The 17,888-nt window shown below is 72.7% G+C and carries 16 protein-coding genes and 1 pseudogene; 11 read left to right on the forward strand and 6 right to left on the reverse strand.

Annotated elements, in window-relative coordinates; genetic code table 11:
- Positions 1-542: 542 nt before the first annotated feature.
- Positions 543-1,874 (reverse strand): DUF3500 domain-containing protein, encoded by a 1,332-nt coding sequence (locus tag REH70_RS05555; RefSeq protein WP_310753038.1) that lies wholly within the window; start codon positions 1,872-1,874, stop codon positions 543-545.
- Between the two features lie 173 nt (positions 1,875-2,047).
- Between REH70_RS05555 and REH70_RS05560 the strand changes: the two genes are divergently transcribed.
- Positions 2,048-3,073, forward strand: coding sequence for a hypothetical protein (locus REH70_RS05560; RefSeq protein WP_310753040.1), 1,026 nt, complete (start codon positions 2,048-2,050; stop codon positions 3,071-3,073).
- A gap of 178 nt (positions 3,074-3,251) precedes the next feature.
- Positions 3,252-3,725: a response regulator gene (locus REH70_RS05565; RefSeq protein WP_310753042.1), complete on the forward strand. Its 474-nt coding sequence runs from the start codon at positions 3,252-3,254 to the stop codon at positions 3,723-3,725.
- Positions 3,726-3,760: 35 nt separating this feature from the next.
- On the opposite strand, the gene REH70_RS05570 is transcribed toward REH70_RS05565, so the two are convergent.
- Entirely contained in the window at positions 3,761-4,117 is a 357-nt protein-coding gene (locus REH70_RS05570) for a TetR/AcrR family transcriptional regulator C-terminal domain-containing protein (RefSeq protein WP_310753044.1), read from the reverse strand.
- Positions 4,118-4,771: 654 nt separating this feature from the next.
- On the opposite strand from REH70_RS05570, the gene REH70_RS05575 reads away from it, so the two are divergent.
- The 6 genes from REH70_RS05575 (at position 4,772) to REH70_RS05600 (ending at position 11,481) form a co-directional block, all read left to right on the forward strand.
- Entirely contained in the window at positions 4,772-5,779 is a 1,008-nt protein-coding gene (locus tag REH70_RS05575; protein WP_310753046.1) for an IS481 family transposase, read from the forward strand.
- Positions 5,780-5,909: 130 nt separating this feature from the next.
- Positions 5,910-6,347 carry a hypothetical protein gene (locus REH70_RS05580; RefSeq protein WP_310753048.1) on the forward strand — a complete coding sequence of 146 codons (438 nt, stop codon included), beginning with the start codon at positions 5,910-5,912 and terminating at the stop codon, positions 6,345-6,347.
- A 247-nt stretch (positions 6,348-6,594) separates the two neighbouring features.
- Positions 6,595-7,434 (forward strand): PRC and DUF2382 domain-containing protein, encoded by an 840-nt coding sequence (locus REH70_RS05585; protein ID WP_310753050.1) that lies wholly within the window; start codon positions 6,595-6,597, stop codon positions 7,432-7,434.
- Positions 7,435-7,583: 149 nt separating this feature from the next.
- Positions 7,584-8,228 (forward strand): hypothetical protein, encoded by a 645-nt coding sequence (locus REH70_RS05590; protein WP_310753052.1) that lies wholly within the window; start codon positions 7,584-7,586, stop codon positions 8,226-8,228.
- A gap of 41 nt (positions 8,229-8,269) precedes the next feature.
- Positions 8,270-8,668 carry a DUF2382 domain-containing protein gene (locus REH70_RS05595; RefSeq protein ID WP_310753054.1) on the forward strand — a complete coding sequence of 133 codons (399 nt, stop codon included), beginning with the start codon at positions 8,270-8,272 and terminating at the stop codon, positions 8,666-8,668.
- Between the two features lie 251 nt (positions 8,669-8,919).
- Entirely contained in the window at positions 8,920-11,481 is a 2,562-nt protein-coding gene (locus tag REH70_RS05600) for a SpoIIE family protein phosphatase (protein ID WP_310753056.1), read from the forward strand.
- Between the two features lie 151 nt (positions 11,482-11,632).
- On the opposite strand, the gene REH70_RS05605 is transcribed toward REH70_RS05600, so the two are convergent.
- Positions 11,633-12,493, reverse strand: a complete 861-nt coding sequence (locus tag REH70_RS05605) for an NAD(P)-dependent oxidoreductase (protein WP_310753058.1) — start codon at positions 12,491-12,493, stop codon at positions 11,633-11,635.
- Between the two features lie 422 nt (positions 12,494-12,915).
- Between REH70_RS05605 and REH70_RS05610 the strand changes: the two are divergent.
- Positions 12,916-13,673 (forward strand): annotated as a pseudogene (locus REH70_RS05610) (SMP-30/gluconolactonase/LRE family protein).
- A 119-nt stretch (positions 13,674-13,792) separates the two neighbouring features.
- On the opposite strand, the gene REH70_RS05615 reads toward REH70_RS05610, so the two are convergent.
- Both REH70_RS05615 and REH70_RS05620 read right to left on the reverse strand, forming a co-directional pair.
- Positions 13,793-14,653 carry a spherulation-specific family 4 protein gene (locus tag REH70_RS05615; RefSeq protein WP_310753060.1) on the reverse strand — a complete coding sequence of 287 codons (861 nt, stop codon included), beginning with the start codon at positions 14,651-14,653 and terminating at the stop codon, positions 13,793-13,795.
- A 129-nt stretch (positions 14,654-14,782) separates the two neighbouring features.
- Complete coding sequence (locus tag REH70_RS05620; protein WP_310753062.1) at positions 14,783-14,965, reverse strand: hypothetical protein; 183 nt, start codon at positions 14,963-14,965, stop codon at positions 14,783-14,785.
- A gap of 155 nt (positions 14,966-15,120) precedes the next feature.
- Here REH70_RS05620 and REH70_RS05625 point away from each other — a divergent pair, with 155 nt between their 5' ends.
- Positions 15,121-15,852: a methyltransferase gene (locus REH70_RS05625; protein ID WP_310753064.1), complete on the forward strand. Its 732-nt coding sequence runs from the start codon at positions 15,121-15,123 to the stop codon at positions 15,850-15,852.
- Between the two features lie 19 nt (positions 15,853-15,871).
- Positions 15,872-16,378 carry a VanZ family protein gene (locus REH70_RS05630; protein WP_310753066.1) on the forward strand — a complete coding sequence of 169 codons (507 nt, stop codon included), beginning with the start codon at positions 15,872-15,874 and terminating at the stop codon, positions 16,376-16,378.
- Here the strand turns inward: REH70_RS05630 and REH70_RS05635 are convergent.
- Positions 16,368-17,714, reverse strand: a complete 1,347-nt coding sequence (locus REH70_RS05635; protein ID WP_310753069.1) for an extracellular solute-binding protein — start codon at positions 17,712-17,714, stop codon at positions 16,368-16,370. The genes REH70_RS05630 and REH70_RS05635 overlap by 11 nt on opposite strands.
- Positions 17,715-17,888: the final 174 nt, after the last annotated feature.

The raw sequence follows: 17,888 nt of genomic DNA on the forward strand, positions 1-17,888 counted from the left end.
GGTTCGGGGTTCGAGTCCCTGATGGCGCACCAACACCACAGGCCAGCGACTCACACCAGTCGCTGGCCTGCGGCGTATCTGGCCAACTGGATACCGTCTCGAGCCACATCCAGAGCCACATGCGTCACGGGGCTTCGCCGTCGAGCAGCGAGCCGAGGCTCGGGCGACGTCACGCGCGGGGCAGTCGGCGGCCCATGTGGACGTCCCGAGTCATCGAGACCCGGCATGGCCGAGCTGGTCGGCGATCGACCGCGCCGTCAGCCCCTGCTCGTCGAGCAGCGTCCGTCGCGCCGTGTGCGAGACGAACCACTCGAACTCCGTCCCAGCAGGTACCCGGGTGCAGGTGTCGGTCTACGTTCCGGGATGGTTGCGGGCTGCGCTCACCCGGACCGGGACCAGCGGGGACTGACCGCAGGGCTGAGTCGACGAGTCATCGCACCGACAGGCAGTGACGGGCTGTGGCCCCGGCTCGGTCATCGAGCCAAGGCCACTGCATCTCCGGCACACGGACCGGTTGTCGGACCTGCTGTCGCAGGCCGGGCTCAGCCGTCGGTGGGTGCACCGGGGCCGCCGGTGGGCGGCGTGCCGCCGTCTCCGGGGGCGCCGCCTCCGGTCGGTGCGCCGCCGCCCATGCCGCCGGTGGCCTCCTGCTGCTCGACGCTGCCGGCGTAGTCGTTGCTCGGGTCGCGGTAGATGGTGTGGACGTGTCCCCAGCCGGAGGTGACGACGCCGTCGACGTCGGCACCGGCCGAGCCCTGCTGCGAGGCGAACTCGATGTACACGTCGAGGCCGGAGATCTGGAAGTAGATCCCGTCGCCCTGCGTCATGTCGTAGACCGTGGCGCCGGACCAGCTGATGTACGTGTCGTCCAGCGTGGCCTCGATCTCGGCCAGGGCGTCGGCGGTGGTCTCCTCGTCGGCCAGACCGACCCAGTTCGCGACGACGTCGAGCAGCAGCTGCCTCTGCTCGTCGGTCAGCTCGGAGCCGGCCAGGCCGGTGCCGGTGGGGTAGGTGCAGGTGCCGCCGGGCGCGCAGACCATGGCCTGCACGACCTCGCCCTGGTACAGAGCGGCCTTCTGCTCGTCGGTCAGGCTGTCGTAGAACGCGAAGGCGGTCGTGTAGATGCTGCCGAGGGTCTCGACCTCGGCGCCGTCGGCGGTCGTGTAGACCTCGGGTTGGGTGCCCAGGTGGGTGGGAGCGAAGGTGATCGTGTCGGCGCCCGCATCGAGGCTGGCGTTGATGCCGAGGTGGTGGCCGCCGAACTGGACCTCGTACACGCCCGTGGCGGCGTCGCCGAAGAAGGCGATGTAGTACTGCCCCAGGGAGTCCTCGGTGCTGCCGCTGTTGTCCAGCAGGTACTGGTCACCACCGATGATGTTGGCGACGGTCTCGTACCCGGCGTCGCTGAGCAGCGACTCGAGCACCTGCATCGCCGCGACCTGCTGATCCTCGGTGAGGTCGGCGACGTTCAGACCGGCCCGCTCGACGAAGGTCACGGGGAAGTTCGACCACGACGTCGACTTCGTCTCGTCGTCGTAGTCGTAGAGGACGGCGTCGACCTGCTCGTCGGAGAGCGTTGCCAGGAAGGCCTCGACCGCCGCCGTGGTGTCGGCGATGGTCTCGGCGGTCGTGCTCGCGGTCGAGGACGTCACCTCCTGCGCTGCCGAGGCGACCGTCGTCCCGGAGGTCGTCCCCGCAGCGGTGGTCTCGGAGGCCGCCGCGCTGGACTGGCTCGTGCTCGAGGTCGAGGACGCGGTGGTGTCCGCGGCGCAGCCGCTCAGCAGGAGTCCGCCGGCCAGGACCAGGCTGGTCGTCCTCAGCAGCAGCCGGCGCCCGCGGCCCGAGTTGTTCATGGTGTGCGTGTTCGTCGTCATGGCTCATAACGTGGGGCCGGACGCTGTGCGATCCCTGTGGCCTGCGTGTGGCTCATCCATGACCTCGGTCGGGACCACCTGGGCGCCGCCGTGCGCGCCATTCCGCATCAGCTCCGGACGACGACGAACGTGGCCTGCGGACCGCTCCGGCGAGGACGGCGACGGGGAGCAGAGTGACCGCGCCGGTCGCGCCCCATCGCAACCGCCCCCGCGACATGCGTGGTGCCGGCGAGGAGGCCGAGGTCCTAGCCGAGGCCGAGGAGGACGAGCGCGACCGCGAGAAGCGCCACGCTGTGGTCGGGCGCGGTCGCCGCGACGGGCCCGGCTCCGAGCAGCGCCACGCCGGCGCGCTCGGGTGCGAGCTGGCCGAGCAGGTCGAGCGCTCGGCGTCTGGCGCGTCACCCCGTCAGGGCGAGGAAGCCACACGACTGCGGCCCATGGTCGCCAGACATGGTCCGCATAGGTTCCGCTCAGGTCGCTCGGCCACGGTGGCGGCCACACCCCGGGAACGGCCCGGGGACATCGCAGGAGGATCCCTCATGAACATCACTCGCAAGGTGGCTGCCGCTGGTGTGGCCGGCATCCTGGGCGTCACGGGGCTCGCCGTCGTCGTGGCACCCGTCGCCTCGGCGGTCACGGCCGACGACGGTGCCACGACCGTGAGCGACCGCGTCCAGGCGATCACCGAGGCTCTGGCAGGCCTCGTCACCGACGGGACGCTGACCCAGGAGCAGGCCGACTCCGTGGCCACGACCCTCGACGAGTCCGACGCCCTGCGCGGGCCGGGCGGTCACGGTCCCGGCCACGGTGGGGGAGGGGTGGACCTCTCGGTGGCTGCGGAAGCGCTCGGGATGACCGAGGACGAGCTGCGGACAGCGCTCGAGGTCGACGGCACCACGCTCACCGATGTGGCGCACGCGCAGGGCGTGGAGACGTCCGCGCTCGTCGACGCCCTGGTGGCTGACCAGACCGAGCGCCTGACCACGGCGGTCACCGAGGGCCGCCTCACGCAGGAGGAGGCGGACGATCGCATCGCGGCGCTGCCCGAGCGCATCGCCGCCGCGATCGAGGAGGAACTGCGAGGCGGCGGGCACGGGCGGGGCCCGCGCGGCGAACGTCGGTCCGGTGACGTCACGGGACGGGACAGCACGACCGACGCCGCGACCGCCGACGACGGCACGGCGGACGACGCCGCCTGACCGCTCTTTCTCACGCTCTCCGGGTTCGTCCACGCGACAGGCCCGCCCCGGTGACGCCGGGGTGGGCCTGTCGCTCTCCCGCCCGATCACGGGCCTCGGTCGGGACCTCGGACGACGCACAGGGTTCGCACAGACGCTCCTCACGCGCTTTCGCGATCGACGGCGGCACAGTGAAGGCATGAACGCGAGGCCTGCCGGGACCTCACCCCTGACACGAGCCGACGGCTCCTCGGTCAGGGCCCTGGTCGCCGACGACGAGCCGGCGCTGGGGGAGCTGCCGTCCACCGTCCTGCGCGACGAGGGGTGGGTGGCGGACGCGGCGCTGTCAGGTCAGGCCGCCATCCGCTCGGCCAAGGCGACGGCACCCGACGTCGTCGTGCTCGACGTGATGCTGCCGGACCTGACGGGACTGGAGGTGCTGCGCCGCATCCGCGGGCTGCACGCGACCGTGCCGGTGCTGTTGCTCACCGCCAAGGACGCGGTCGAGGATCGCGTGGTCGGTGACCGCAAACGGACAGACCCAGGATGCCGCCCCGTGCAGCGTGTCGCCTGGCGACCGACGAGCCCGAGCGTGCCCGCGAGTCGCACGTCTCCGGCGCCTGACGACTCGGACTGGCGGGCCACGCCACCGGACTGCCGGGGGAGACCATGACCGGAGGCCCCGATGCCCCAGGTCGCCCGATCGCGTCACGCCATGCGGTCGCGGGCTTCCTCGAGGCGCTCGAGCAGGTTTCCGAGTGAGTGCTCGAACTCCTCGCGCATGTCTTCCACCGCGAGCCGGTCGGCCAGCCGCGTGAGTGTGGGGTAGGCGCTGAGGTCCAACGCGGACCGCTCCCCGCTCTTTCGGTCGGCGTCGCCGCGGGCGTCGATGGCGGTGGCCGGGTCCGCGCCCTCCGCCGAGGCCTCGAGGAGCAGGTGCCCGATGAGGAAGCTCCCGAACGCCCGATAGGCGTAGACCGCGGCGTCCTCGCTGAAACCGCGGGACAGCAGCGCGGCGAGAAAGCCCTCGATCCAGCGCAGGCTGCGCAGCGGGGGCGCAACCACGGGGCTGCGCGATGACGGGTCGCGATGAGGGGGAAGATCTGCGGGTGGTCCAGCGCGAGGCGGCGCACGCCGGCGGCGACCTTGCGCAGGAAGGTCTGCCAGTCGTCGTCGGGGCCGAGGAGCACCTGAGGGTCGGCGTAGAGCTGGTCCATCAGCCGGTCCACCATCGCGTCGAGCAGCTCGTCGCGGCTGTGGACGTACCGGTACAGCGCCATGCCCTCGACCTGGAGCGAGGCTCCGAGCTTACGCATGGACAGCTCGGCCAGCCCGTACTGGTCGACGAAGTCGATAGCCGCCTCGAGGACGACGGCCCGGCTCAGACCCGGTCGCAGCCGTCGCGCTCCCGGGGCGCCGGCCGTGGCCCGCTCGCTCGACGCGTCACCGTCCGGACGCACGTCGGACTGGCCGTTGGTGTTGCGGGGCGCGGGTCGTCCCGACACGGTCCTCCTCTCGACGCCGGTCCCGATGCTGGACCGAGCCGCGGACATCCTGGCGTCGTCCGACGGCGTCGTGCAGGGCCTTGCTCTCTGCTCCAGTCTAGGTGTTGTGGCTCATGAGGTTGGTGACGCCGGCGGGGGTGTGAGGGAGGGGTAGGTCCCGGCGGCAGGATGGAAGTGCGACCAACCTCCTGCGAGCTGAAGGACCTACCCCTCGATGACCCACGCTAACGCTCCGTTGACCCCTGCCGGCCGGCTCCGTCTGGTCCTGCGGTGCGAGTCCCGTCCGATCGCGCACGTCGCGGCTGAGGCCGGGGTGTCGCGCCAGTGCCTGTCGAAGTGGAAGACCCGGTACGACGACCTCGGCGACGCCGGCCTGGTCGACCGGCCCAGCGTCCCGCACCGCACCCCGACCCAGGTCCCGGCCGACGTGGTCGAGCAAATCGAGACGTGGCGGCGCACGCACAAGTGGACCGCCCGGCAGATCCACCTCGAGCTGATCCGCACCGGACACACGGTGTCCCTGGCGACCGTGTCACGGTGGCTGGTCCGGTTGGGGATCAACCGCCGCCGCGACATCGACCCCGACGGGCAGACCAACCGCACCACCACGGCGATCACGGCCCGGTACCCCGGGCACATGGTGCACTTGGACGTGAAGAAGGTCGGCCGCATCCCCGACGGGGGCGGATGGCGCGCCCACGGCCGCGGCTCAGCCCAGGACAAGGCCGCCCGGCGCGCCAAGACAACCGGGGCCCGTGCGGGGTACGTGTACCTGCACTCGGCGATCGACGGGTACTCCCGGCTGGCGTACACCGAACACCTCGCGGACGAGAAGGCCGTCACCACCATCGGGTTCTTCCACCGGGCCCGGGCGTTCTTCGCCGCTCACGGCATCGTGCGCCTGGTCCGCGTCGTCACCGACAACGGCGCTAACTACAAGGCCACCGCGTTCGCCCGCACCGTGACCGCCGTCGCGTCCCGCCACCAGCGCATCCGCCCCCACACCCCGCGCCACAACGGCAAGGTCGAGCGGTACAACCGGACCCTGGCCGAGGAGCTCCTCTACGCCCGCGTCTGGACCTGCGAGGACGAGCGCGCCGCGGCCATCACGATGTGGAACGTGCACTACAACTACCATCGCGCTCACACTGCCGCCGGCAACCAACCACCGGCCTCACGCCTGCACGCAGGCGTCACCAACGTCCTGAGCCAGAACATCTAGGTGCTGCGATCAGCGCCCGATCGTCCACGGGGGCGCCGAGCGTGCCGTTGGGCGGAGACAGTGCTTTACGCTGTAATCGCACTTTCGGACGCGCGCCGCGGCCGACCCGCACGCCGTCGTCAGGAGCGTCATGCCGATCAGCGAGGACCAGGCGTTCCTGGTCGCCCGGTCGGCGGCGTACGACCGGGACTCGCAGCGCATCGGGCCGGTCGTGGGGATCTACTCCGACAACCACACCGGACGCCCCGAGTGGGTGACGGTCGCGGTCGAGGCGGATGTCGCGTCGTCGGCCCCGGCGCAGCAGGCGGACGACGTGCGGTTCGCGCCCCTGGCCAGCGCCACGTATGCGCGAGGCCGGCTGCTGCTGGACGTCACCCGGCGTCAGGTCGCCGACGCTCCGCGTGTGCCGGGCGGTGATGAGCTCGACGGCGGAGCGGAGGCGGTGCTGTACGCCCACTACGGACTCTCCCCGGCCGGTGACACCGACGTCGACCCGGTCACCGGCACCACCCCGCGCGCGGATGCGGACGGCTCTGACCACAGTCTGCTCCCGCCCGCCGAGCGCTAGGCCTGGTCGCCCGCGGGATCGCAGACGGCGGGCCTTCGCGACGTCGACATCACCTACGTGGGCAGTGCTTTCGCAGGTCAGGAGCCTTTTCATCGTTCGGCTTGCCGGGCCCATCCGCCCGTGTTGACATTGTAAACGTGCTCGTGTCGGGCCTCGGAAGCGCGTCGCAAGCGACGCCAGCACAGGCCCGACCGTGTCTGCCCGCGTGGGCAGATGAACGCATTCCGTACACACCGATGGAGGAAGCATGGTCACCACCAGCGAGATCCAGAGCCTGCTGACGTCCGGCGGCACCGTCATCGGCACCGATGGCGACAAGATCGGCAAGGTCGGCCAGGTGTTCCTGGACGACGTGAGCGGGAACCCGGAGTGGGTCACGGCCAGCACCGGACTGTTCGGTACCGCCGAGTCCTTCATCCCGCTGACCCAGGCCACCGTGCAGGGCGACCAGATCGTGGTTCCCTACGACAAGGCCAAGGTCAAGGGCGCGCCGCGGGTCGAGGACTCCGACGGCCACCTGTCCGAGACCGAGGAGGCGGAGCTCTACCGCTACTACGGCCTGGACTACACGTCGGGCTACGACTCCACCACGACCGCGGGTGTCGACACCACGACCACCGGCCTGGCCTCGACGACCGGCGGCACGGACGTCAACGAGCACGGCACGGTCGGCCACGACACCTCCGGCCCGACCACCGACTCGGCGATGACACGCTCCGAGGAGCAGTTGCACGTGGGCACCGAGCGTGTGCAGACCGGTCGCGCCCGCCTGCGCAAGTACGTCGTGACCGAGCAGCAGACCGCCACGGTCCCGGTCAGCCACGAGGAGGTCCGCCTCGAGCGCGAGCCCATCACCGACGCCAACATCGGTGACGCGCTTGACGGTCCGGCCATCAGCGAGGAGGAGCACGAGGTGGTCCTCACCGAGGAGCGCCCCGTGGTCGCCAAGGAGACCGTCCCGGTCGAGCGCGTGCGCCTTGACACCGACGTGGTCACCGAGCAGCAGACCGTCACGGAGAACGTCCGCAAGGAAGAGATCGAGCTGGGCGGCGACAGCGACACCCGTCGCGGCACCACCGGCCGCTGACTCCCCCAGCCGCTGACGTCGCCCGGTCGGGTGGCGCTCCGGCACGCACGACCCGCCGACGGCCGGTCCCTGGGGCACTCCCAGGGACCGGCCGTCGCCGTCACCGGACACGCCGCGCACCGCGGCACTTCACGAGAGGCGCCACCACCATGAGCACTCCCCACGGGTCCAGCACCCCCGAGTCGGCCGGGACACCCAGCGGCGCCGTCTCGCCCAAGAGCTTCGGTCGCGACCGTGAGAGCGTCGTCGCGCGCGAGAAGGAGCAGTACGGCGGCATCAAGTTCGGCTCGGCCTTCTTCGGCTGGCTGACCGCCACCGGTACCGCCGTCCTGCTCACCGCGCTGGCGGCCGCCGCCGGGACGGCCGTCGGCGTCGCCAGCAACACCGACGTCGCCGAGGCGGCTGACCAGGCGGCGTCGGACCCGGGCACGGTCGGCCTCGTCGGCGGGATCGTGCTGCTCGTCGTGCTGTTCGTCGCGTACTACTGCGGCGGCTACGTCGCCGGGCGCATGGCGCGCTTCAACGGAGCTAAGCAGGGCGTGGCCGTCTGGCTGTGGGCCGTCGTCATCGCCCTCGCCGTCGCCGTCCTCGCCGCGGTCGCCGGGGATCAGTTCAACGTCCTGGGGCAGCTCAACAGCTTCCCCCGCATCCCGGTCTCCGAGGGTGACGTGACGACCGGCGGCATCATCGCGCTCCTCGTCATCGCCGCCGCCAGCCTCGCCGGCGCGGTCCTCGGCGGTCTCGCCGGCATGCGCTTCCACCGCAAGGTCGACAAGGCCGGCCTGGGCCGCTGACACCCGGCGCAGGGCGAACCCCATCACCTCGAGGAGACGACATGGAAGACATCCGACCGACGTCCGACGACGCGGTGGACGTGGTGCTGTCCGAGGAGCGGCTGGTCGCCGGGACACAGGTCGTGGAGCGCGCCCGCGTCCGGGTCAGCAAGCGCGTGGTGGTCGAGGAGCGGACGGTGACCGTCCAGGTGCGCCGCGAGGAGCTCGTCGTCGAGGAGGTGCCGTCGGCACCCGACGCGGTCGCCGCCGGCCGTCCCGCGACCCCCGGGCCGGTGCTCGAGCTCGTCCTCGCCGAGGAGGAGGTCGAGGTCGTCACGCGCGTCGTCCCCCGGGAGCGGGTCCGCGTCTACGTCGACACCGTCGAGTCCGCACAGACCGTGTCCACGACCCTCGCCCACGAAGAGGTCGATCTCGACGCCGAACGCGGCCCGCGGCGGTGATCACGGCAGTCGTGGGCGCAGGTGCGTGGGGGTGACGACCGTGGCCGTCGTGCGACGCCGGCACGTCGCCACGGACCGGGGCGGGATGTGACGAGCCGATCGTCCGTGGGCGGCGTCCCGTCCCGGGGGCATCCGCGAGAATGGTCGGGGTCGATGCGGTGCACCGACCTGCTACAGGTGGACGAGCGTCGGAGGGTGATGTGGTGACCGGTCCGGGCGGTGCGTCGACGGAGGCTCGGGCGGCGGAAGCGTTGACGCGCGATGCGGCGCGGACGGCCGCAGCGCGGCGCCTGCTGGATGCGGGAGCGATCGAGGACAACGCGCTGCAGACGTTGGCCGGGGTCGCGGTGCAGCTGCTCGGCACCCGGTCGGCCGAGATCTCCCTGCTGACCGACGAACGGGTCATCGTCGCGGCGGTGGATGCGCTGCCCGGGCTCGCCGGTACACGCACCAGCCTCGAGTCCGCCCTGTGCACCCAGGCAGCCGCCGAGGGCGCCGCGGTCGTGGTCACGGATGCCGCGCACGACCCGCGCACGGCGCACCTGGCCGGGGTGGCGCGCGGTGAGCTCGGCGCCTACGTGGCTGTGCCGGTCGTCAGCGACAACCACGAGGTCGTCGGCGCCTTCTGCGCCTACGAGCCCGTGCCCCGGGCGTGGGACGAGAACGACGTGGAGACGCTCCGCCATCTTGCTGCCGCTGCGGCGGCACGTCTGGAGGTCGGTGCACTGGACCGGCAGTACGGCGCCACCAGCCGTGAGGCGCTGCTGACCGCGGCGGTGGACGCCGCGGCGGTCGGGACGTTCCAGTGGGACCTGCGCAACGGGGCACTGCGCTGGGACACCTCGCTGCTCGAGGCGTTCCAGTACGACGAGGAGACCTTCGGCGGGACGATCGACGCGTTCGACGCACGCGTCCACACCGATGACCTGCCGCAGGTGACCGACGCGCTGGAGCGGGCCATCGCGTCCTGCGGCGTCTACGAGGCGGAGTTCCGGGTCTGCCGGCCCGACGGCACGACGCGGTGGCTCGTCGCTCGGGGCCGGGCGCTGCCCGGTGTGGACGGCCGCGCCCACCAGGTGGTCGGCGTGACGACGGACACCACGGCCCTGCGCCTCCAGGAGGACCGGGTGCGCGAGGTGCTCGAGGGCATGAGCGTGGGGTACTACCGCCTCGACGCGGACTGGCGGTTCGCGTACGTCAACGCCGAGGCCGAGCGCATCCTCGGTCAGCCCCGCACGCGCCTGCTGGGCGAGGACGTGTGGGAGCTCTTCCCCGCCGCCGTCGGCGCCCCGTTCCAGACCAGCTACCGTCATGTCGCCGCCACGGGGGAGGGCGTCGTCTTCGACGCCTACTACCCGGCGCCCCTCGACGCCTGGTACGAGGTCCGTGCCGTGCCCGAACGTGGCGGTGTGGCCGCGTTCTTCACCGACGTCACCGCGCGCCGGCGCGCCCTGGACGCGGCCCAGCGCGCCGAGCACCGGGCCACCTTGCTCGGCCGCGTCGGTACGGCGATGGCCGAGGTCCAGGAACCGGTCGACGGGCTGCGGACCGTGCTGACGATCCTGGTGCCCGCCCTGGCGGACTTCGCGATCGCGAGCGTCCTGGAGGACGGCGCGCACGGCTGGCAGCACCACATGCGCGACGTCGCCGGTCACCACCGTGACCCGCGCCTGCAGCCGGTCCTCGAGGAGTACCTGGAGGTGCGGGTGCCGGCCCTGACGACCACGTCGCCGGCCGCCCGTGCCCTGGCCACCGGGCGGCCGGCCGCGGTCGTCGACGCAGGACGCGCGGAGTCCGGGCAGGTGCTGGAGCCGGGCGAGGCCGCCACCCTGCTGCAGCGGCTCACGCCGCACGCGACCGTCGTGTTCCCGCTGCGCGGCCGCGGACAGGTGCGCGGCATGCTCACGCTGGTCAACGGGCCGGCGCGCGGCACGTTCACCCCGGACGACGTCGCGATAGTGCAGGACGCCGTGGCCCAGATCGGGCTGGCGCTGGACAACGCGCAGCTGCAGGCAACGCGGCGCAACCTCGTCGAGGAGCTCCAGCGCAGCCTGCTCACCCGCCTGCCCGAGCCCGACCACCTGCAGCTGGCGGCCAGGTACGTGCCGGCGGCCGCGGCCGCCCAGGTCGGGGGCGACTGGTACGACGCCTTCCTCGTCCGCGACGGGGCCACCTGCCTGGTCATCGGGGACGTCACCGGCCACGACCTGCACGCCGCCGTCGCCATGGCCCAGATCCGCAACGTCCTGCGCGGCGGCGCGCACGCCGTGGTCAACCCGCCGGCGAAGATCCTGCAGTCCCTCGACTGGGCCATGCACGACCTGGGCATCGACGTCCTCAGCAGCGGCATCCTGGCCAAGATCGAGCAGCCCGCCGAGCTGGCCGAGCGGGGGCAGCGGCTGCTGCGCTGGTCGAACGCCGGCCACCTGCCGCCGCTGCTGCTCCACCCCGACGGGACCGCCGAGCTGCTCTCCCACCCCACCGACCTGCTGCTCGGTGTCCACGCGCACACGTCACGGACCGACCACACCCACGTGGTGGCGTCCGGGAGCACCGTTCTGCTCTACACCGACGGCCTCGTGGAACGCCGTGGCGAGTCGCTCACGGAAGGCCTGGAGAGGCTCCGGACCACCGTGGAGCGCCACGCCCACGTGTCGCTGGAGCAGCTGTGCGACGTCCTCATCGCCGACCTCGCGCACGACAGCCCCGACGACGTCGCGCTCCTCGCCGTACGCGCGCACGACGAAGACCAGCCGCGCCCGGCTGAAGCAGGTCCCCGGCATGTCCCCGCCGAAGAGCGCGCGGCAGGCTGATCCTGACCCTGAGCCGGAGGCGGACGCGCTGTTCGTGCGGCCCGCGCGCTCGACCTGGCACCTGCGGCGGCGCCGAGCATGCCGACGGGGACGCGCACCGGCCCTGACCCGCCGGGGACCCGGCGGGCCGAAGGCCCGCGCAACTACGGCGTCACGCGCCGTCGCGCCAGGAGTGCTCGGGCTCGAACCCCAGCACCCGCCGCGCCTTGTCGATCGACAGGAGCGTCTCGTGCTCGCCGAGCTCCTTGCGGACCTCCACGTCGGGGTAGACCTCGGCCATGAGCTCGGCGCTGGACCGGCTCATGACGGTGTCGGCGTTGGCGACGATGAACACGTCGACGCCGGTGGCGTCGTGGTCGAGCGCCCGGCGCACCGCCTGGGCGCCGTCCCGGGCGTCGATGTACCCCCACAGGTTCCACCGGCGCGCCTGGGGATCGGCGTCGAAGGCGGGGAAGTCCGCGTACTCGGCGGGCTCCTTCACGTTGGAGAAGCGCAGGCCGATCATCTTCAGCTCCGGGTCCCACCGGCACAGGTGGTGCGCCATCTCCTCCTCGAGCGCCTTGACCAGCGAGTACGTGCTCTCCGGCCGCACCCGGTACTCCTCGTCGAGCGGGGCGTACGGGGGCGGCGTCTCGAACGGCAGGCCCAGCACGGTCTCGCTCGACGCCCACACGACGTTGCGGATCCCGGCGGCGCGCGCGGCGTTGAAGACGTTCCACGACGCCGTGGCGTTGTTGGCGAAGATCGTCGAGTTCGGCCGCAGCCCGGGGGCGGGCAGCGCGGCGAGGTGCACGACGGCGTCGACCGGGCCGACGTGCTCGTCGACGCGGCCGGTCATGATCTCGAGCACCTGCCCGTAGTCCGTGAGGTCCACCGCCACGAACTCGCCGACCACCTGCGCCGGACGCACCCGGTCGATCGAGATCACGTCCCACCCGTGCGCGGCGAGGTCGGCGACGACGGCGCGCCCGAGCTTCCCGGCCGCACCCGTGACCGCGACGCGGCCCGTCACAGCGCCGACCCCGCGGTGCGCACGGGCGGGGCCGGGATGGTGGTCGAGCGGGCGGGCAGTCTCATGGCGTCCTCGCAGGTCGTGGATCGTTCCGGTAGGTCAGGTCAGGGCCGACGTCGGTCGGGGCGGCTGGCGCCCCGGCGCCGGCGTGGCCGGTCGTCCGACCGTAATCGCTCGCCCCGGTCCCGGCCGGGTGGGAGCGGCCTGCTCCGGCGCGTTCCGCCCGCCGTGCCGCCCCGGGCGGGCGTGCGCCGCCATACTGGACCGTCCGGTCGAGGGTGACCGCGCGGTGGCGAGGGCCCCGCCGCCCAGCGCCGGCGGACAGGAGCACCGTGAAGGCCGATCAGGTGACCGAGCCCCTCGCGAACCACGGGGAGGGCCCGGTGTGGGACGTCGACGCCGGCGTCCTGCGCTGGGTCGACATGCTGGCGGGGGACATCCTGACCCTCGAGTCGTCGGGGGACGTCACCCGACGGCACCTGGGCGACGTCGCCGCGGCGTTCCGACCGCGTGCGGGCGGCGGGATGGTGGTCGCCGTCGAGCGCGGGTTCGTGCTCGTCGACGCCGACGGGCGGGCGGGGGAGGTCCACCCGGCCTTCACCGAGACGGGCGTGCGGCTCAACGAGGGCGGCTGCGACCCGGCGGGGCGGTTCTTCTGCGGGTCCATGGCGTACGACGCCGCGCCCGGTCGAGGGAACCTCTACCGCTTCGACCCGGACGGCACGGTGACCCGCGTGCTCGATGGCGTGACCATCTCCAACGGGATCGTCTGGACGCCGGACGGCGGGACCGTCTTCTACATCGACACGCCGACGGGCCGGATCGACGCCTTCGACTACGACCTGGGGACCGCCGCGCTCTCCGGTCGCCGGCCGGTCGTCCACATCGACCCCGACCACGGCAAGCCGGACGGGCTCGCGCGCGACGCCGAGGGGGCCTCTGGGTCGCGCTCTGGGAGGGCAGCGCGGTGCACCGGTACACCCCGGACGGGACGCTCGACGCCGTCATCGAGCTCCCGGCGGCGCAGGTCACCGCCTGCGCGTTCGGCGGGCCGGACCGCGACCGGCTGTTCATCACGACCTCCCGGGACGGGCTGTCCTCGCCCGAGCCGGCGGCGGGTGCGGTGTTCGTCGCCGACGTCGGCGTGGTGGGCGCCCCGGTCCCGATGTTCGCCGGCTGACGGCGCGGCGGGCGCGCAGCAGGGCCCGCACGGACGCCCGCCCCACCGACAGGCGGGGCGGGCGTCGGAGGCTCCGGTGCTGGCCGGGGGAGTGACGTGCGGGCGGCGAGGGGCTCAGGTCACCCGGCCGCGGCCCGGCGTCGCGCGAACGGCTGCCGGGCCAGTCGCCGCGCGTGCACGGCGGTGCGCCGGGCCACCCACCCCGGCGTCGGGCGCCACAGCCGCCGGCCCAGCATCGGCAGGAACATCGACAGCTGGTTGTAGATCGGGCCCTTGGCGTGGTGCGGGTACACCGAGCCGATCCCGTAGCGGCGGGCGACATCGAGCAGCAGGTCGACGTCGGCCTCCCCGTTGCGCGGGCTGTGGGCGATGATCCCCAGCCGCCGGGCCGGGACGGTGCGGACGCCGTCCTCGCGGTCCTTGACCCACCCGCGGGTCGGCCACCGCCCGAAGGGGCGGTAGGCCTGCTCCTGGAGGACGACGGTGGCCGGGTCGGTCGCCGCCATGAACTCCTCGGACGGCAGGGTGCCCGGGTTGAACACGACGACGGCGTCGGGCCGGTGGCTCCGGACGACTGAGGTCAGCCACGCGCCGCGCTCGACGTCGGTGTGCGAGGCCTCGTCGATGAAGATGCCCTCGACGTCGTACACCTCGAACCAGCGCGCGATGTCGTCCTCGATCTTCGTCAGGCGCGGGCAGCTCTCCGCCTCGGGCGGGTTGGTGTTGCCGTAGCAGTCGTGGACGTACCCGATGACGGTGGCGCGGGCCTTCTTGAGGTCCGCGATCGACCGGACGTAGTTGTGGTCGGTGGGCCGGTAGGCACGGGTGTCGGGGTCGTAGCCGGGGCCGTTGTCCGGGTTGGCGATGACGACGACCGCGCCGCGCGGTGCCCGGTGGGCGAGGCTGATCAAGGGGTCCCAGACGCCCGGGGCGGGGTACTCGTAGGCCGGGACCAGGATCTCGGTCGGCTCGTCGGCCATGGTTCTCGCTCTCGGGAGGTGACGCAGGGGCGGCAGGGCCGGCGCGTCGACGTCGTCGCGGTCAGCCCCGCCCGGGCCGCCGGCAGGGGGCTGCAGGGCCGACGTGGGCCCCGCAGCCCCACGGTGGGACTAGGACGACACCGTGCCGTCGGCGTGGACGAGGGTCGCGAAGGCCTCCGCGACATCGCGGCACGCCTTGGCGTACGCCTCGGCGGCGACGTGGCCGCCTGCCTCCCGGGCCTTCTCGGCCAGGTCCATGACGCTGTCCAGCATGGCTACGCGCAGGGCCTCGTTGCTTGCCACTGTGGTCACTCCTTCGACGATGGGTGCAGGCGGTCCCTGCGGCGTCGTCAGCGTAGACGGAAGGTGTGCGCGAACAGGGACGAATGCGACACGGCGTCCGTCGATCACCCGAGCTGCTGACGCGCCGGCTCGTCGGAACGGTCGCCGTGCCGCACCATGTCCCGGTGCCTGCGCAGACCATGACCTTCGGACCGCTCGTCGTGACCTTCGACGAGCGGGTGCTCCGCCCCCGCCCGTGGACATCGTTGCAGGCGGAATGGGCCGCGGAGCTCGACGCGGACCTGCCGTCCGGGCCCGTGCTGGAGCTGTGCTCGGGTGCCGGGCACATCGGGCAGGCGGCGGCCGTGCTGACCGGCCGTGACCTCGTGCAGGTCGACGTCGACCCGCACGCGTGCGCGCTCGCCGAGGCCAACGCCGCGGCCAACGTCGCCGACGCACGCGTCGACGTCCGGTGCGGCGACCTCGCGGCGATGGTCGAGGCGCACGAGCGGTTCCCGCTCGTGCTGGCGGACCCGCCGTACCTGCCCCGCGACGAGGTCGGCGACTGGCCGGACGACCCCGCGCTCGCCGTCGACGGCGGCCCCGACGGCCGCGAGATCCTGCGCCGCTGCCTCGCCGTGGCCGGTGCGCACGTGCAGCCCGGCGGCGCCGTGCTGCTCCAGGCGCTGGGCCGCGAGCAGGTCGAGGCGCTCGCGGGCGACCTGGACGGTGCCGGACTGGCCCTGGTGGACCTGCGCGCGCACGACGACCGACGCGCGGTCGCGCTCCTGCGTCCGGTCGACGTCCGGCACGGGACGCAGGTACGCGATCACGGGTCGGCGTCGGGGGAGCGGGCGTCGTCGTCGCAGGAAGGGCGCGCCGCGGCGCCGGTGCCGTGCCACTCCGGCGCGGCGTGACGGGCGGGAGCGGCGCCGCATGATCAGCACCGTCCTCGTCGAGCACCCGTGGGCGACGACCGCCGCGCTCGTCCTGCTGCTCGTCGTCGGGCCGGTCGTGGGTCGGTCGCTGGTCGCCCGCCCGCACGCGGCGTGGGTGCTGGCGGGAGTGTCGCTGCTGCCGGTCGTCGCGCTCACGGTGGTGCCCACCGCCCGGGAGGTGGTGGGCGGCTGCGCCGTCCAATGGGCGCTGCCGACGCTGGGCGCGGTCGAGGTGATGGCCAACGTCGTGCTGTTCGTCCCGCTGGTGCTGCTCGCCGCGGTGGCGTCACGGCGCCCGGTGCGGGCGGCGCTCGTGGGCAGCGCCCTGTCCGTCGGCATCGAGGCGGTGCAGGCGGTGGCGCCGGTGCTCGGGCGGTCGTGCGACACCACGGACTGGCTCGCCAACACCCTGGGCGCCGTCCTCGGCGGAGTGCTGGCCTGGGTCGCGTTGCGACTGGCCCCGACCGGTCGCCCGGCCGGGGCCGACCGCAGCGTCAGCCGGTGATGGTGGCGACCTCCTCCACGAACCGGTCAGCGGCGTCCTGCGGCTTGATGAGGCCGAACAGGACCTCCTCGTTGTAGCGACCCAGCAGATCGGCGACCTGGCCCGCTCCGGTCGGCGGTGCGGGTGCGGCGTCGACGATGTCCTCGGTGACCTCCTCGACGAACTCGGCCACCATCTGCTCGGTCTCGCTGAGCTGGTCGGTGATGTGCTCGCGGACGTCGAGGTTGGCGGGCAGGCCCCGGTCGCTGAGGATGATCTCGCCCGCCTCGGGGCTGTTCACCATCCAGTCGACGAAGGCGGCAGCGGCCTCCGGGTACTCGGAGTCGGCCGACATCGCGATCGACATGGCCGGCTTGAGGAAGTGGCCGGTGCGGTCGAACTCGGTCTCACCCGGGAAGCGGAGGGGCACGACGTCGCCCCCGGCGGCGACGGACATCGGCTCGACCGTGTTGGTCCAGCCGGGGATGATCGCGGCCCGGTTGGTCCCCACGAGCGTCTGCTCGATCCCGGCGTTCCTCTGCTCGAGGCCCTCGCTCACGGGCGGTGCGCCACCGTCCGCGATGAGGGCTAGGCTGCGCTCCCAGAACTCGGCCAGGAGCTCGGGCTCGAAGCCGATCTCACCGTTCTCGTCCCACAGGTTCTGCCCGTGCTGGCGCAGCCAGATGCCCAGGTCGGACTCGATGAAGCCGAATTGCTCCGCGCCGTAGGTGCCGTCGGGGGTGTTCTGGGTGATCTGGACCATGAGGTCGTGGTAGTCGTCCCACGTCCACGTGGTGTCGTCCGGCATCTCGACCCCGGCTTCCTCGAACACCTGGCGGTTGGTCAGCATGACCCGCACGTTGACGCCGGTGGGGATGCCCCACAGGCCGTCGTCGAACTCCCCGGACGCCAGGAGGCTCTCGTCGATGCCGGAGGTGTCGACGTCGTAGTCGGCGAGGTTCGCCAGCACGCCCCGCTCGGCGTACTCCCGCAGGTACCGCTCCTCCTGCATCATCACGTCCGACGTGTCGCCACCGGCGGTCTGGGTCGCCATCTTGTCCCAGTACCCGCTCCAGTCGGTGAAGTCCGGGACCACCGTGATGTCGGGGTTCTCCGCCTCGAAGGCGTCGATGAGCGCGTGGTTGATGTCGGAGCGGTCACTGCCGCCCCACCACGAGTACCGGATCGTGGCCTCGCCACCGGACGCGGTCGTGGCGTCGTCGTCGGCGCCGGCAGCCGGGTCGGCCTCGTCCGCCTGTCCGCAGGCCGCGAGGGCGAGCGAGCCGGCCATGACGAGGGCTGCAGCGCGGGCGACGGGTCGGCGTCGGTGGGTGGGACGGGTCGGTGCAGGCCTCATGGATCTCCTCGTGCGGTTCGCTGGTCGATGGCAGGGCGCACACCCTGCGGGTCCCTGGACGGACCTTCGTCGTGCCGTGGCACGACGGACGCTCCACGCTGAGCTGGTCGCTCCACCACGTCGTGAAAGCGCTTACCGCAGCATGGCACACCGAGGGGTGGTCGGTGAAGAGCG

It is taken from the genome of Cellulomonas sp. ATA003, assembly GCF_031582905.1.
Classification (GTDB): Bacteria; Actinomycetota; Actinomycetes; order Actinomycetales; family Cellulomonadaceae; genus Pengzhenrongella.

Bases quoted from the DNA above. Each gene is read 5' to 3' on its own strand.
- REH70_RS05555 (WP_310753038.1), bottom strand. From the start codon at position 1,874: ATGACGACGAACACGCACACCATGAACAACTCGGGCCGCGGGCGCCGG.
- REH70_RS05565 (WP_310753042.1), top strand. From the start codon at position 3,252: ATGAACGCGAGGCCTGCCGGGACCTCACCCCTGACACGAGCCGACGGC.
- REH70_RS05575 (WP_310753046.1), top strand. From the start codon at position 4,772: ATGACCCACGCTAACGCTCCGTTGACCCCTGCCGGCCGGCTCCGTCTG.
- REH70_RS05580 (WP_310753048.1), top strand. From the start codon at position 5,910: ATGCCGATCAGCGAGGACCAGGCGTTCCTGGTCGCCCGGTCGGCGGCG.
- REH70_RS05585 (WP_310753050.1), top strand. From the start codon at position 6,595: ATGGTCACCACCAGCGAGATCCAGAGCCTGCTGACGTCCGGCGGCACC.
- REH70_RS05590 (WP_310753052.1), top strand. From the start codon at position 7,584: ATGAGCACTCCCCACGGGTCCAGCACCCCCGAGTCGGCCGGGACACCC.
- REH70_RS05595 (WP_310753054.1), top strand. From the start codon at position 8,270: ATGGAAGACATCCGACCGACGTCCGACGACGCGGTGGACGTGGTGCTG.
- REH70_RS05615 (WP_310753060.1), bottom strand. From the start codon at position 14,653: ATGGCCGACGAGCCGACCGAGATCCTGGTCCCGGCCTACGAGTACCCC.
- REH70_RS05630 (WP_310753066.1), top strand. From the start codon at position 15,872: ATGATCAGCACCGTCCTCGTCGAGCACCCGTGGGCGACGACCGCCGCG.
- REH70_RS05635 (WP_310753069.1), bottom strand. From the start codon at position 17,714: ATGAGGCCTGCACCGACCCGTCCCACCCACCGACGCCGACCCGTCGCC.